We start from the raw sequence: 14,010 nt of genomic DNA, 5'->3' as shown, positions 1-14,010 counted from the left end.
ATGACGACCGAAATCGATTATTATTCGCTGCTCGAAGTCGATCGCACGGCCGATGGTGCGACGATCAAGAGCGCCTATCGCAAGATGGCCATGAAATATCACCCCGATAAAACGGGGGGCTGCGCCGACAGCGAGGCCAGGTTCAAGGCTGTGTCGGAAGCCTATGATTGCCTGAAAGACCCGCAAAAGCGCGCGGCCTATGACCGTTTCGGCCATGCGGCCTATACCCAGCAGCAGCAGGGCGGCGGTGGTGGATTCCGTGGCGGCGGCGCGGGCGGCTTTTCCGATCTGGGCGATATTTTCGAGACGATCTTCGGCCAGGCCGGTTTTGGCGGGCAGGGCGGCGGGCGCCAGCAGCAGCGGCGCGGCGCGGACCTGCGCTACGACATGGAAATCACCCTCGACGACGCTTATCATGGCAAGCAGACCGAGATTCAGATCGAGGTATCGGCTGCCTGCGACAGTTGCGAAGGATCGGGCGCGCAGCCGGGCACCGGGGTCAAGACCTGCGGCACCTGCCACGGCCATGGCCAGGTCCGTGCCCAGCAGGGCTTCTTCGTGGTCGAACGCACCTGCCCGTCCTGCCAGGGCGCGGGCCAGGTGATCGAAAGCCCGTGCCGCTCCTGTCGCGGCGAAGGGCGCATCGACAAGCCCAAGACGCTGTCGGTCAACATTCCCGCCGGCGTCGATGAAGGCACCCGCATCCGCCTGTCGGGCGAGGGTGAGGCCGGCGCGCGCGGCGCCCCGGCGGGCGACCTCTATATCTTCCTGCATGTGAAGCGGCACAGCCTGTTCGAACGCGATGGCACGACGCTCTTCTGCCGTGCGCCGGTCAGCTTCACCACGGCGGCGCTGGGCGGCACGATCGAAGTGCCCGGCCTCGACGGCCAGCGGCATGAGATCAAGATTCCCAGCGGCATCCAGTCGGGCAAGCAGATTCGTCAGCGTGGCGGCGGCATGCCGGTGCTGAACGGCCGGGGGCAGGGCGACCTCGTCGTCCAGGTCGATGTCGAAACACCGACCCGCCTGACCGCCCGGCAAAAGGAATTACTCGAAGCCTTCCGCGAAACGGAAACGGGCGAGGAATGCCCGCAGGTCAGCGGTTTCTTCTCCAAGCTCAAGGATTTGTGGGCGGATTGAGCCGCATCGTCATTGCGCGCGACATTGGATCGTTTCGCTGCGCGCGCAATGACGATTTACGCCCGCCCCCGCCGCGCCCACCAGTAAAAGGGCAATCCCGCCGCCATCAGCAGGATGCTCGATCCGCTCGCCACCAGCCCCGCGCCCCACAGCGTCCAGAGCGCATAGCCAAGGCCGATGACCGCCGCCGGCACCACCAGCCGGAACCGCAAACTCGCCAGCGCGCAGCCGACATAGAGCCACAGGGTCGCCGATGTCGCCAGCAGCGCCATCGTCGTGAACAGCGCGACCAGCCCCTGCAAGCTATTGGCCACCAGCATCAGGCTGGCCAACAGCGTCGACAGGATCAGCCCGCGCACGGGCGTCCCCTTCGCGTCCGTCGCCGCCAGCCAGTGCGGCAATTCGCCCGCCCGCGCCATCGCCAGCGGCACTTCCCCCTGCAACAGCGTCCAGCCGTTGAGCGCGCCCAGGCAACTCACCACCACGAACAGCGCGATGAACCGCGCCGGCCCGGCCGACCAATAATGGCTGACGAATGCGCCGAAGGGCGATCCGGTCTGCGTCTCCGCCGCCGGCAGCGTCAGCGCGATGCCCGAACAGACCAGCAGGTAGATCAGCCCCGTCGCCGCCGTGCCGATCAGGGTGGCGCGGGGGATGGTGCGCGCGGGATCGCGCACCTTGTCGGCAGCGACGCTGGCGGATTCGAAGCCCAGCAGCGCCCATAATGTCAGCGCCGCCGACGCGGTGATGCCCGCGCCGGTCAGGCCGTGCGCAGGGAAGGGGACGACCTCCGCCTCGCCGGTGGACAGGATCAGCGCCAGCAGCACCAGCACCACCGCGATCGGCACCAGCTTGATGATCGTCGTGCCGATCTGCGTCAGGCCCGCCGCGCGCGCGCCGATCAGGTTGATGCCGGTCATCGCCCACAGGAAGGCGATCGAACAGGTCGCCCCCATGCCCGGCGCGGCAAGGGCGGGCAGCACGCTGCTTAAATTCGCCGTCGCCGCCACCGCGATGGTGACGTTGGTGATGATGATGGACAGCCAGTAAATCCAGCCGATCGCAAAACCGGCCAGCGGGCCATAGGCGCGCGCGATCATCTGCGACGCATTGGCGTCCGGCATGGCGACGGTCAGCCGCGCGATGACGAAGGCCAGCACCATCGACCCGGCGATGGTGAACATCCACCCCGCCACCGCATCCCAGCCGAAGGGGGCAAGGGCTGCGGGCAGCAGGAATACGCCCGACCCGATCATGTTGCCCATGACCAGCGCGATGGACGCGGCAAGGCCCAGGGTGCGGGACGCGCCGGTGGCGGTTCGGGGGGCTTGCATCGCCGGATGCTAACGGGCCCGTGCCGGGATTGCCAGGGTTTAGAGCATTGTGCGGAAAACCGGCTCCATGGCTGCATCCGACGATTGCATAGGGCGCGCCCCGCCCCCGTGCTGCGATGGATCGGAACCCAAACAGTATCTGTCTGTTATGTGTCTATATTTATAAAAGGATGGTCTGATGGTTGATGTGCGCAATGACAGCTATGATGATCGCACGGTGATTGTCGAAAAACGTGGCCCCGGCCGGACGATCGCGATCGTCCTGATCGCCATTCTCGCGGTTGTCGGCGTTCTGTTCGCAACGGGTTTCTGGAAAGCCGATGTAAGCGGCGGCGACATGCCTGAAGTCAGCGTGAAGGGTGGCGACCTGCCCAAGGTCGATGTCGATTCCAAGGAAGTCGTCGTTGGCACCAAGAAGGCGACCGTGGAGGTGCCGACCGTCGGCGTGAAGGATAATGGCGAAGAATGATGCTTCGCCGGTTCGATCGTTGAACATGCGATCGTTGCAAAAGAAAAAGGCTCCCATGGCGACATGGGAGCCTTTTTTCACATCATGCGCCCTGCCGATCAGGCGGCCAGGAACATGTCCGGGTCCAGCGCCATCAGCGCGTCGGCACCGCCCTCGATCTTGCGGCGCAGTGATCCCGCATCGGGCATGATCCGCTCGGCAAAGAAGCGCGCCGTCACCAGCTTGGCCTCCAGGAACTGCGCGTCCCCTTCGCCCGCTTCCAGCAGCGTGACCGCCGCCTTGCTCATGCGCAGCCACATCAGGCCGGTCGCGACGATCCCCAATATGTGCATGTAATGATGCGCGCCGGCCCCGGCATTGTCCGGGTTCTTCATGGCGTTCTGCATCAGCCACATGGTCGCCGCGCCCAGTTGCCCGCTGGCCTTTTCCAGCGCCTCGGCAAAGCCGCCCAGCTTCTCATGCCCCTTGGCGTCGGCCACTTCATCGGCCACGATCTTCAGGAAAGCCTGCAACGCCCGCCCGCCGTTCATGGGCAGCTTGCGGCCGACCAGGTCCATCGCCTGCACGCCGTTGGTGCCTTCGTAAATCTGGGCGATGCGCGCGTCGCGCACATACTGGTCCATGCCATTTTCCCAGATATAGCCATGGCCGCCGAACACCTGCTGGCACGCCACCGCCACGTCGAATCCCTTGTCGGTGCCATATCCCTTGATGACCGGGGTGAGCAGGCTGATCAGGTCGTCGGCGGTCTGGCGTTCTTCCTCGGTCGCGGCATGATGCGACAGGTCGACCTGCAACGCGCCCCACAGGATCAGCGCGCGCAGCCCTTCGGTGATCGCCTTGGCCTCCATCAGCATCCGGCGCACGTCGGGATGGACGAACAGCGTGTCGGCCTTCTCGTTCGGCTCCTTGGGCCCTGTCAGCGCGCGGCCCTGCCGCCGGTCGCGGGCATAATGGACCGCATTCTGGAACGCGACCTCGGCCTGGCCCAGCCCCTGAAGGCCCACGCCCAGCCGCGCCGCGTTCATCATGATGAACATGGCGGCCAGCCCCTTATTCTCCTCGCCCACAATCCATCCGGTCGCGCCGTCATAATTCATGACGCAGGTGGCGTTGCCGTGAATGCCCATCTTGTGCTCGATCGACCCGCAGGACACGGCGTTGCGCGCGCCCAGCGATCCATCCTCGCCCACCATGAACTTGGGCACGACGAACAGAGAAATCCCCTTGCTGCCTTCTGGCGCGTCGGGCGTCTTGGCCAGGACCAGGTGGATGATATTGGCCGACAGGTCATGCTCGCCCGCCGAAATGAAAATCTTGGTGCCGGTGATGCTGAAGCTGCCGTCGGCCTGCGGCACCGCCTTGGTCTTGATCAGGCCCAGGTCCGTGCCGCAATGCGGTTCGGTCAGGTTCATCGTGCCGGTCCATTCGCCCGACACCATCTTGGGGATGTAGCGCTGCTGCAGTTCGGCGCTGCCCTTGGCGATGAGCGCCGCGACCGCACCGGCGGTCAGGCCATGATACATTTCGAACGCCTGGTTGGCCGACAGCACATATTCGTCCACTGCCGTCGCCAGCACGCTGGGCAGGCCCTGGCCGCCAAATTCGGCGGGGCCATGGATGGTGGTCCATCCGCCCGCGACGAACTGGTCGAACGCGGCCTTGAAGCCGGTCGGCGTGGTCACGCTGCCATCGGAGTGACGGGTGCAGCCTTCCTTGTCGCCTACCGCGTTCAGCGGGAACAGGACTTCCGCCGCCATCTTGCCGCCTTCGGTCAGGATCGCCTCGACCAGGTCGGGGGTGGCATTTTCGAAACCGGGCAGATTGGCGTAGCGGTCCAGCCCGACCACATGGTCCAGCACGAACCGGGTGTCGCGAACGGGGGCGGCATAGCTGGGCATGATCTTCTCCTGCGGTATTTTTTTCAGGGGTATGGCGGTATTCAGCGCTGTTCGATGGTCGCTACGAAGCTGGACAGTTCGGCGATGGCGGCGTCGATATCCTCCTTTTGCCGTGTCAGCAGGTCTATGCGCGCCCGGCACTTGTCCACGGTGACGCGGCGCTGCGCCTCATGTTCCTCGTCGGCGTCATACAGGTCGATCATCTCGCGAATCTCGGTCAGGCTGAAACCCACGCGCTTGCCGCGCAGGATCCAGGCCAGCCGGGCGCGGTCGCGCCGCGAATAGATGCGGGCCAGCCCCTGCCGTTCCGGCGAGATCAGCCCTTCATCCTCGTAAAAGCGCAGCGCGCGCGCGGTCACGCCGAACTCGTCGGACAGGTCGGTGATGCTGTAACTCTGCCGGTCGCTATGGTCGGGCAGTTCGATGCCGGCGATGCTGCTGCGTTTGTCCATGGACAGCCATGTAATGGCAGTTGACGTTTACGTCAAGGTGAGTGGATGCATGCATGGGTCTTTTGTCCGGGTGACAGACCGGCTTGTCGCCGCTAGGGAAGCGGCATGATGGGGGCGATCAGGCAATCGGATGGTGCACGCGGGCTGTTGGCCGCACTGGCGCTGCTCGTCCTGGCGGTCCAGTTGGTCGCGCCGACCGGCTTCATGCCGATACGCACCGAAAGCGGCGTCATGGTCACGCTCTGCACGGGGCAGGGGGCGGTCAATGTCGTCGTGCCGCGCGGTGAAGCGCCCGGCAAACATGGTCAGCCCGACGATGGCATGACCGGCCAGCAACATTGCCCCTTCGCCGCTTCGGTTCAGCCGCTGGTGCCGCCGCTGGTGGCCGCCGACCTGCCATTGCCCGCCTGGCAACTGGCGTTCGGCCCGATCGCCTTCGCGCTCAAGACCGGGGTGATCGCGCGCCTGGCCGCGCCCCCGCCGCCCTCATCCGGGCCGCCCGCGACTTTCTGATCCCGAAATCCGCTCTCCGGCAGGGATGGCCTGTTCCCGCATAGGCGGGAATCCGGCGCCTGCCGCCTGAACCCTGTTCCCGTCTTTGCAGGACCAGGCCGGTTCGATGAGCGTGCGCACATATATCCTGTTTTCAGAAAGTTACCGACTCATGCGTCCCATTCATGCCGCGCGCAGCCTGCCGCTGTGCGCCCTTGTTCTCGCGCTTTCCACCACCCCTGCTGTTGCCGACGATGCCGAACACAGCGCCATCATCGTCACCGCAAGTCCCGTCATCGAAGCGGCCGCCGCGCGCGTTCAGAAAACCCCCGGCGGGGTCGATCTCGTCTCGGCCGATGATTTCGATGACAGGCTCGCCGTCTCGCTGCGCGATGCGCTGGCCTTTTCGCCCGGCGTCTATACCCAGCCGCGCTTCGGGCAGGAGGTGCGCCTATCGATTCGCGGATCGGGCCTGTCGCGCGGCTATCATATGCGCGGCCTCACCCTGTTGCAGGACGGCATCCCGATCAACGCGGCAGACGATAATGGCGATTTCCAGGAACTGGACCCGCAGGTCTTTCAGCATATCGAGGTCTATCGTGGCGGTAACGCCCTGCGCTATGGCGGTTCGACGCTGGGCGGCGCGATCAATGCGGTGACGCCGACCGGACGCAGCGCGCCCGGCACCGAAGTCCGCATCGACGGCGGCAGTTTCGATACGCTGCGCGGCAAGATCGCCTATGGCTATGCCGATGATCATGGTGACGCCTGGGCCGCGTTGACCGCCGACCGATCCGACAGCGACCGTGTGCATGGTGATCGCAAGGCATTGCGGTTCAACGGCAATGTCGGCCTGAAACTCAATGACCGCATGGAAACCCGTTTCTATGCCAGCGTCCAGACGATTCGCCAGAAGCTGGCGGGGGCGCTCAACCAGGCCGACGTGCTCGGCAATCCGCGCAAGGGCAATGTCGTCGGCGATCAGGCGCGCGATATCGATTCGATCCGTCTCCAGAATCGTACCACCATCGATCTGGGGCAGGGCAGCGTCGCTTTCGGCCTGTTCTACAACGCCAAGCAACTTTTCCATCCGATCTTTCAGGTCATCGATCAGAAGTCGGAGGACCGGGGTGTTTTCGCCAGCCTCGACCTGTCGGGCGACCTTGGCGGGATGCCGGTCGAACTGACGCTGGGCAGCCAGGCCCGGTTCGGGGACGTGCAGGCCCGCCAGTTCGTCAATATCGGCGGGCGCAGCGGTGCGATCACCGCCAATGTCCGGCAAAAGGCGCAAACTATCAACAGCTATGGCGAAGTGCGCATCGCGCCGTTGCCCGGTGTCTGGCTGATCGGCGGCGGCCTCTACAGCCATGGCGAACGCCGCATCACCAACCATTTCGCGCCCCTGCGCAGCGGCGACGCGGATTTCGACGCCTTCGCGCCCAAGGTCGGCCTGCTGTACCAGCCGTCGCAGAATGTCCAGTTCTACGCCAATTACAGCCGGTCGGTCGAAATGCCCGGTTTCGGCGAACTGAGCCAGACGCCGACGGGCGGTGCACCCGGCTTCACCCCGGTCGGCCTGCAAAAGGCGTGGACCGCCGAAATCGGCACGCGCGGCCGCCTGGGCATCGCCGCCTGGGACATCAGCCTCTATCGCGCCGACATCAGCGGCGAAATGCTGCAATATAATGTCCTGCCCGGCATCATCCCCGCCGCCACCTTCAATGCCGACCGCACCCGGCATCAGGGGCTGGAGGCCGGATTGGATCTGACCCTGACGCCCTGGGCCAGCCTGCGTCAGGTCTATCAATATAGCGACTTCCGCTTCCGCAACGATATCCAGTTCATCGACAACCGCCTCCCGGTCATTCCGCGCCATTTCTATCGCGCCGAACTGAAGCTGGGTACGGAACGCCTGTCCGTCTCGCCCGTGGTCGAATGGCTGCCGCAGGGGGCCTGGGTCGACTATGCCAATAGCAAGCGGGTGGGCGGCTATGCGCTGCTGAACCTGGGCGCGCAGGCGCAGGTGCGGGACGGCGTGATGCTGTTCCTCGACGCCCGCAACCTGACCGGGAAACGCGCGATCGGCGATATCAGCGCACTGGTCCGCTACGCGCCCGACAATCCCGCCACGACCCCCAATGACAGCAGCGTCGCCTTCTATCCTGTCGAGCGTCGCGCCATCTATGCCGGCGTGCGCGCGCGTTTCTGAACAAGGGGACGGGCGATGACGCGAGACAGTTTGTATCGGGCGATCTGGCGCTGGCATTTCTATGCCGGGCTGATCGTCCTGCCCGTGCTGGCGCTGATGGCGGTGACGGGCGCGCTCTATCTCTACAAGCCGGAAGTGGAGGCGATGCTCTATCCGGTGAACGCGCCGGCGCATGCCGGGCAGGCGCAATTGCCGCCTTCGCATATCGTTTCGATAGTGGAACGAAACACGGGCGCAAAGGCCATCCAGTTGCTCCGTCCGGCCGCCGATACGGAAAACTGGCGCGTCACCGTCCGTACCGCGCAAGGCGATTCAGATGTAAACTTCGTTGACACGTTTAACGGCCGGATCCTGGGCCGGATGCGCAATGGCGGCGCGATGCAGGTCATCCGCGACCTGCACAGCCTGGCGCTGACCGGCCCGGTCGGCAATCGTCTGGTGGAGGTGGTGGCCGGCTGGGCGATCCTGCTCTGCATCACCGGCCTCTATCTGCGCTGGCCCCGGCGTGGCCAGCCCGCGCTGGCGATCCGGGGCAGGCCCGGCGGGCGGCTGTTCTGGCGTGACCTGCATGGCAGCCTGGGCTTCGCCTCGGCGGCGGTCCTCCTGTTCCTGGCGGTGACGGGAATGCCCTGGACCGATATGTGGGGTGGCGGGCTGCGCGCGATCATCGCCGCCAACGGGGCAGGGCGCCCGGCGATGAAGGTCAATCCCTGGGCGCCGCAGGTGAAGGCCGCCCTGCCCTGGACCCTGCGCGAAGGGGGCGCGGCCGCCGGCATGCCGGGGGACATTGGCGTCGACGCGGTGGCCGGCATCGCCGCGCGCCGCGGGCTGGCATCGGGCTATATGCTGTTCCTGCCCGCCAGCCCCGGCGCGCCCTATCTGGTCAGCGCGATCACCACCCGCGCTAACGACGCCCGCGCCATCACCATCGACGCGGCCAGCGGCGCCGTGGTGCAGGATATCGACTGGCGCATGTTCGGCCCTGGCGCGAAGGCGGTGGAATGGGGCGTCGCCACCCATATGGGCCAGCAATATGGGGAGGCCAACCGCCTGCTGATGCTGGCGGGTTGCCTGTGCCTGCTGCTGCTCTGCCTGACCGCGCCGCTGCTCTGGTGGAAGCGCGGCCTGTCCACGCCGCCGCCCGCCAGCCCCGGCGCGCTGCGGGTGGTGGCGGGGCTGATGCTGGCGCTCGGCCTGCTCTTTCCGCTCACCGGCCTCAGCATGATCGCGGCCCTGTGCGGCGAATGGCTGGCGGGGCGGATGCGGCGGGCCTGGTTTCCTTTCAGGCCGGGAAGGACTATGGGCGGCGGATGATCCGTCTGTCCGGCCTGAAACTGCCCCTCGACCACCCAGCCGAAGCGATGCCCGCCGCCATCTGCGCGCGGCTCGGCCTCGAACCGCATCAGTTGCGCGGCCACAGCCTGGTCCGGCGCGGCAACGACGCCCGGCGCAAGAGCGCGATCCAGCTCGTCTATACGCTCGACCTCGACGTGACCGACGAAGCCGCCGTGCTGGCACGCTTCGCGGCCGACCATGATGTACGCCCGACGCCGGACACGGCCTATCGGTTCGTCGCCCATGTCCCCGAAGGCTGGCAGGGCCAGCGCCCGGTCGTCATTGGCGCGGGGCCGTGCGGCCTGTTCGCCGGCCTCATCCTGGCGCAGATGGGCTTCCGCCCGATCATCCTCGATCGCGGCAAGGTGGTGCGCGAACGCACCAAAGATACCTGGGGCCTGTGGCGGCGCGGCGTGCTCGACCCCGACAGCAATGTCCAGTTCGGGGAGGGCGGGGCGGGCACCTTCTCCGACGGCAAACTCTATTGCCGGGTGAAAGACCCGCGCTTCCTGGGCCGCAAGGTGCTGGAGGAGTTCGTCTCCGCCGGCGCCCCCGACGACATATTGTGGGAAGCGCATCCCCATATCGGCACCTTCCGCCTCGTCACCATGGTCGAATCGATGCGGCGGCAGATCGAATCGCTGGGCGGCGAATATCGCTGGCAGCACCGTGTCGACGATCTGGTGCTGGAAAGCCGGGGCGACGGCACGCAGCAACTGCGCGGCCTCGTCCTTCACGATGGCAGCGTGATCGACACCGATCATGTCGTGCTGGCGGTCGGTCACAGCGCCCGCCCCACCTTCGCGATGCTCCACGCCCGCGGCGTGCATATGGAGGCCAAGCCCTTCTCGATCGGCGTCCGCATCGAACATCCGCAAAGCTGGGTCGATCGTGCCCGCTACGGCAAGTGCGCCGGCCATCCCGATCTGGGCGCGGCGGCCTATAGTCTGGCCCATCATTGCGCCAATGGCCGCACCGTTTACAGCTTCTGCATGTGCCCCGGCGGCCGGGTGGTCGCCGCCACTTCCGAAGCGGGCCGGGTCGTCACCAACGGCATGAGCCAGTATAGCCGCGCCGAATTTAACGCCAATTCCGGCCTCGTCGTGGGCATCGACCCGGACCGCGATTATCCCGGCGGGCCGCTCGCCGGGATCGACTTCCAGCGCCACTGGGAGGAACGGGCCTATGTCGCAGGCGGTGCATCCTATTGGGCACCGGGGCAGACCGTCGGCGATTTTCTGGCCGGTCGCCCGTCGACTGGGCTCGGATCTGTCACGCCGTCCTATCAGCCCGGCGTGACCCCGACCGACCTCGCCCAGTGCCTGCCCGGCTTCGTGATCGACGCATTTCGGGAAGCGCTGCCCGTGTTCGGGCGGCAACTGGCCCAGTATGACCATCCCGATGCCGTGATGACCGGCGTGGAAACCCGCACCTCCTCGCCGTTGCGGATCACGCGCGGCAAGGATTTCCAGAGCCTCAATGTCACCGGCCTCTACCCGGCGGGGGAGGGGGCGGGCTATGCCGGCGGCATCCTGTCGGCCGCGATCGACGGCATCAAGGTGGCGGAGGCCGTGGCGATGGCCGCGCTGGGCTGAACCGCCCACCCATGTTTATGCGACCTTAAGGATGCACTGCCACAGTCATGCCCGACATGACTGGCCCTTACCGCACGCAATTGCATCGATTTTATCGCGCCGCCCGGCGGCAGGACGTGCATCGGCCCTCGACCCTGCGCGCCGATGACGGCGTGCCGGTCGATGTCCTGCTGGAAGATGTCTCGATCACCGGCTGCCGCATTGCCGGGGTGCCCGACATGGCGCGGGGCGAAGCGATCCTGATCGGCCTGGCCGGTGTCGGCGCGCGCCTTGCACGGGTCATCTGGATAGAAGAAAGCCGGGCGGGCTGCCATTTCGACGCGCCCCTCTCGGCCGAGGAGTTCGCCCGGACGCAACAGGCCGGCACCGTTGTCAGCGGCGCATTTCCGGCCAGGACCATCCAGCCTGCCGTGGCTAAGGCACCGCCCGCGCCGGCAACCGAACCGCGCATGTCCGCCCATATCCGCATGAAGGCGATCCTGCTTGCCACATTGCTGCTCGCCATGCTCATCCTGATCGGCGCCTGAGGCATGGTCGCGGCTATGCTGGCTCTGTCGGTTGCGATTTCCCGATTGCTCGGCTGATTTCCGGCCATCACCTCGTTGGCCGACGATCGGTGGAGCTTGCCCCCCTTGTCCTGGTCAGAGGTGGCATCGATCGCCCGACCCGACCGTCCAGGGCCTGCGCGCGACATGGCATTCTGGATGCGTTCTTTCGCCATGCGCCCGGCATCATGACTGGCCGCAACTGGCGCTCAAGCGCGCGGGAATGGAGGGATGACGGCCCGGTGACGGTCGATTTGAACATGGCAAGCGCTCCGCAGAACCGCAGCGCCATGACCCAAATCTGGGGCGGCTTCGACGCGCGGAAGCCAAGGGCTTCTGCTAATCGGATGACGAATGGCATGTCGCGCGACCTTGGCGATCAGTGCCCTCATGGGCAGCCATCGGCTTATTGGCCAATATGAGGTTTGCGCTTGAGCTATTAAGATAGCTTCTGTCGCACGCTTTTGCATCGCTACTCTTTGATATCACCCCCGGCCAATTTCCATGCCCGGTTTTAAAGGTCTGCCTTTTTCCGTTTAACTGTCATGGTGGATCAAGAGTGCATGTCAGGCTGTTCATATGCTTGATCGGAATAATCGGGTGCCGTTCGTATTCGGACAGCACCCGACAGGAATTACGGCCGGGTCTTGCCACATACCACGCGGAAGCCAACCAGACGGCACTGGATGCCCTTGCCGATGGACCAATGGCCTTCGCCGGCATTGGCGACCGACACGACGGACAGATTTGCCGTGAGCGCAATGGCGGCCATCACGGCGGCGGTGCAGATTTTCTTCATGGTGCTTGAACCCTTGCTGATGCCAGATGCGGGATCATCCCGCCCTGTGCCTGAGGACAACGGGTTACGCCCAGGCCTATTCCGCAGCCGGAATATTTTTCTCGATCCAATCTATTTCACATAGCCAAAACCATAGACCCTGTCGAAACCCGGCTGTCCCAGATCGCGCGCGCTTTCGCGCAGACGACTGATGCAGGTCGCGCCATCATGCCCCTGAAGGCAGCGCGCCATCCATGCCGTGACATGGGGCGTGGCAAAGCTGGTGCCCGAAAATCGGCCGATCCCGCCCTTCGCCTGTGCCGCCGGTTCATCGACGCCGTTGGACGCCACCATGATGTAGCGGCCCTGATTGGCGTAGCGATAGACGCGCATTCGTCCATCCACTGCCGTCACGGCGACGACGGGGCGAACGGCCGCGGGATAGGCTGGCGGCGCGGATGGTCCGCCATTCCCCGCCGCCGCCACAATCAGCGTACCCTTCGCGATCGTCCGTTCGACCAGCCGGTCAAGGATCGCATTTGGCGGCCCGGCAAGGCTGATATTGACCACCGGCACATGGTTGGCGACCATCCATTCCAGCGCCCGAACGAGTGACTCGGCGGAGGTGTAAGGACGGTCGGCGCCGCCGCGGAATATATTGGCCACGTAAAGCTGGCTGGCCCCGTCATTTACCAGCAGGGATGCGATCGCCGTCCCATGCTCGACAGGCGCCGTATCCGGCGAACCGCCGAAATCGTGAACGGTCAGCGTGGCGCCGCGCAAGGCCGCATGGTCCATGACGGCCGTATCGATCATGCCGATGGTCAGCTTGCCCGCATGGCGGGTCAGACTGCCCGTGGCGCGCCGTCCGCCAGAGCCTGACGGGGTGATCTGCAGTCCGTAATAATGGCTGTAATCGAACGTGCCGTCAGGGTCGATCTCCCGAACCCGGCGCAAGGCATTGCCGACACTGACGCCTTCCGGCACGGCCAGCCGTGTGACATCGCCACCGATGGCGGACAGATGCTCGCCCCCCAATATCGTGAAGCCGGCCTGTTCGAGGGGCTGGCGGCTCCCCACTTTCAGGTCGAGCGCGACGATCTCACCCCGCCGGACGGGAAAGCCACGTTCATCGAACTCAGGACTTTCCGCCTCGCCAAGGTCGCGCATGTCGCGGCTGTCGCCCAGCAGTTGATCGTCGTCGGCTGCATCCTGCGCACTGTCAAGGGCCGCCCTTGCCGCATCCTCCTGCGCCTTGGCGAGGTCTTTGGCGAGATCGGCACTGTCCTTGGCGGCATCTTCGGCCGCCTTCGCCTGGTCCTTCGACCTGTCAGCGTCCAGTTTTGCGAGGTCTTCCTGCGCCTTGACCGGCTCTCGCACTGCGCGATCCATGATCCTGGCACGCTCATCCATATAGCGCGACTGCTCTCGCGCGGCGCGCTCTTCCGCGCGCGATGCATCACGGGCTGCCTTTTCCAAAGCCTTGTCCGCCCGATCCGCAGCGGCTTCGCCGTCCCGCCCATCCTTGGCGAAACTGCCGCCGACCGGCGCGATGCCGATCAGGATCGCCCCGGCCAGGGCTGCCTTGAGAGGCCATCCTTGTCTATGGGAATGCATCGCCCTCTTCTTTCATCCGCCTGTCATCCCGACGACAACGCAGATGTGCGAAGCTTATTCCCGGTCACGCATTCTGTCGATAAACAAGCCATCGGGGCTTGTGCGGATTCTTCACGCTACGGGAATAAAGATCGGCCTGAACC

12 protein-coding genes are annotated in these 14,010 nt (G+C 65.4%); 7 read left to right on the top strand and 5 right to left on the bottom strand.

All coding sequences use genetic code 11. The features are described 5' to 3' along the window. Complete coding sequence (gene dnaJ, locus Q4610_RS02215; protein ID WP_304534379.1) at nt 1-1,140, top strand: molecular chaperone DnaJ; 1,140 nt, start codon at nt 1-3, stop codon at nt 1,138-1,140. Between the two features lie 56 nt (nt 1,141-1,196). On the opposite strand, the gene Q4610_RS02210 is transcribed toward dnaJ, so the two are convergent. Beyond that, a complete protein-coding gene (locus tag Q4610_RS02210; protein ID WP_304534378.1) occupies nt 1,197-2,474 on the bottom strand; it encodes an amino acid permease in 1,278 nt (425 codons plus the stop codon). A gap of 178 nt (nt 2,475-2,652) precedes the next feature. Between Q4610_RS02210 and Q4610_RS02205 the strand changes: the two genes are divergently transcribed. Continuing rightward, nucleotides 2,653-2,943: a hypothetical protein gene (locus Q4610_RS02205; protein ID WP_304534377.1), complete on the top strand. Its 291-nt coding sequence runs from the start codon at nt 2,653-2,655 to the stop codon at nt 2,941-2,943. Nucleotides 2,944-3,041: 98 nt separating this feature from the next. Here Q4610_RS02205 and Q4610_RS02200 read toward each other — a convergent pair whose 3' ends face one another. Both Q4610_RS02200 and Q4610_RS02195 read right to left on the bottom strand, forming a co-directional pair. Next, entirely contained in the window at nt 3,042-4,844 is a 1,803-nt protein-coding gene (locus Q4610_RS02200) for an acyl-CoA dehydrogenase C-terminal domain-containing protein (RefSeq protein WP_304534376.1), read from the bottom strand. 41 nt (nt 4,845-4,885) lie between these two features. After that, a complete protein-coding gene (locus Q4610_RS02195) occupies nt 4,886-5,296 on the bottom strand; it encodes a MerR family transcriptional regulator (RefSeq protein ID WP_304534375.1) in 411 nt (136 codons plus the stop codon). 105 nt (nt 5,297-5,401) lie between these two features. Here Q4610_RS02195 and Q4610_RS02190 point away from each other — a divergent pair, with 105 nt between their 5' ends. The 5 genes from Q4610_RS02190 to Q4610_RS02170 all read left to right on the top strand — a co-directional run bounded on the left by Q4610_RS02190 (nt 5,402) and on the right by Q4610_RS02170 (nt 11,454). Then, nucleotides 5,402-5,809 (top strand): DUF2946 family protein, encoded by a 408-nt coding sequence (locus Q4610_RS02190; RefSeq protein WP_304534374.1) that lies wholly within the window; start codon nt 5,402-5,404, stop codon nt 5,807-5,809. 151 nt (nt 5,810-5,960) lie between these two features. Then, nucleotides 5,961-7,997, top strand: a complete 2,037-nt coding sequence (locus Q4610_RS02185) for a TonB-dependent receptor family protein (RefSeq protein ID WP_304534373.1) — start codon at nt 5,961-5,963, stop codon at nt 7,995-7,997. Nucleotides 7,998-8,012: 15 nt separating this feature from the next. After that, entirely contained in the window at nt 8,013-9,311 is a 1,299-nt protein-coding gene (locus tag Q4610_RS02180; RefSeq protein ID WP_304534372.1) for a PepSY-associated TM helix domain-containing protein, read from the top strand. Further along, nucleotides 9,308-10,927, top strand: coding sequence for an NAD(P)/FAD-dependent oxidoreductase (locus Q4610_RS02175; protein WP_304534371.1), 1,620 nt, complete (start codon nt 9,308-9,310; stop codon nt 10,925-10,927). Before Q4610_RS02180 ends, Q4610_RS02175 begins: the two co-directional genes overlap by 4 nt. A gap of 47 nt (nt 10,928-10,974) precedes the next feature. After that, nucleotides 10,975-11,454, top strand: a complete 480-nt coding sequence (locus Q4610_RS02170) for a PilZ domain-containing protein (protein ID WP_304534370.1) — start codon at nt 10,975-10,977, stop codon at nt 11,452-11,454. 652 nt (nt 11,455-12,106) lie between these two features. Here Q4610_RS02170 and Q4610_RS02165 read toward each other — a convergent pair. Both Q4610_RS02165 and Q4610_RS02160 read right to left on the bottom strand, forming a co-directional pair. Continuing rightward, nucleotides 12,107-12,271 (bottom strand): hypothetical protein, encoded by a 165-nt coding sequence (locus Q4610_RS02165; protein ID WP_304534369.1) that lies wholly within the window; start codon nt 12,269-12,271, stop codon nt 12,107-12,109. A gap of 111 nt (nt 12,272-12,382) precedes the next feature. Continuing rightward, the gene (locus tag Q4610_RS02160; RefSeq protein WP_304534368.1) at nt 12,383-13,867 is read right to left on the bottom strand and encodes a S8 family serine peptidase; all 1,485 of its coding nucleotides are present in this window, start codon (nt 13,865-13,867) and stop codon (nt 12,383-12,385) included. Between the last annotated feature and the right edge of the window lie 143 nt (nt 13,868-14,010).

It is taken from the genome of Sphingobium cyanobacteriorum, assembly GCF_030580935.1.
Classification (GTDB): Bacteria; Pseudomonadota; Alphaproteobacteria; order Sphingomonadales; family Sphingomonadaceae; genus Sphingobium; species Sphingobium cyanobacteriorum.
This window is presented reverse-complemented; position numbering and strand designations above follow the sequence as displayed.

Excerpts from the sequence above, each read along its gene's own strand:
- dnaJ (WP_304534379.1), top strand. The coding sequence starts at position 1 with ATGACGACCGAAATCGATTATTATTCGCTGCTCGAAGTCGATCGCACG.
- Q4610_RS02210 (WP_304534378.1), bottom strand. The coding sequence starts at position 2,474 with ATGCAAGCCCCCCGAACCGCCACCGGCGCGTCCCGCACCCTGGGCCTT.
- Q4610_RS02205 (WP_304534377.1), top strand. The coding sequence starts at position 2,653 with ATGGTTGATGTGCGCAATGACAGCTATGATGATCGCACGGTGATTGTC.
- Q4610_RS02200 (WP_304534376.1), bottom strand. The coding sequence starts at position 4,844 with ATGCCCAGCTATGCCGCCCCCGTTCGCGACACCCGGTTCGTGCTGGAC.
- Q4610_RS02195 (WP_304534375.1), bottom strand. The coding sequence starts at position 5,296 with ATGGACAAACGCAGCAGCATCGCCGGCATCGAACTGCCCGACCATAGC.
- Q4610_RS02190 (WP_304534374.1), top strand. The coding sequence starts at position 5,402 with ATGATGGGGGCGATCAGGCAATCGGATGGTGCACGCGGGCTGTTGGCC.
- Q4610_RS02185 (WP_304534373.1), top strand. The coding sequence starts at position 5,961 with ATGCGTCCCATTCATGCCGCGCGCAGCCTGCCGCTGTGCGCCCTTGTT.
- Q4610_RS02180 (WP_304534372.1), top strand. The coding sequence starts at position 8,013 with ATGACGCGAGACAGTTTGTATCGGGCGATCTGGCGCTGGCATTTCTAT.
- Q4610_RS02175 (WP_304534371.1), top strand. The coding sequence starts at position 9,308 with ATGATCCGTCTGTCCGGCCTGAAACTGCCCCTCGACCACCCAGCCGAA.
- Q4610_RS02170 (WP_304534370.1), top strand. The coding sequence starts at position 10,975 with ATGCCCGACATGACTGGCCCTTACCGCACGCAATTGCATCGATTTTAT.
- Q4610_RS02165 (WP_304534369.1), bottom strand. The coding sequence starts at position 12,271 with ATGAAGAAAATCTGCACCGCCGCCGTGATGGCCGCCATTGCGCTCACG.
- Q4610_RS02160 (WP_304534368.1), bottom strand. The coding sequence starts at position 13,867 with ATGCATTCCCATAGACAAGGATGGCCTCTCAAGGCAGCCCTGGCCGGG.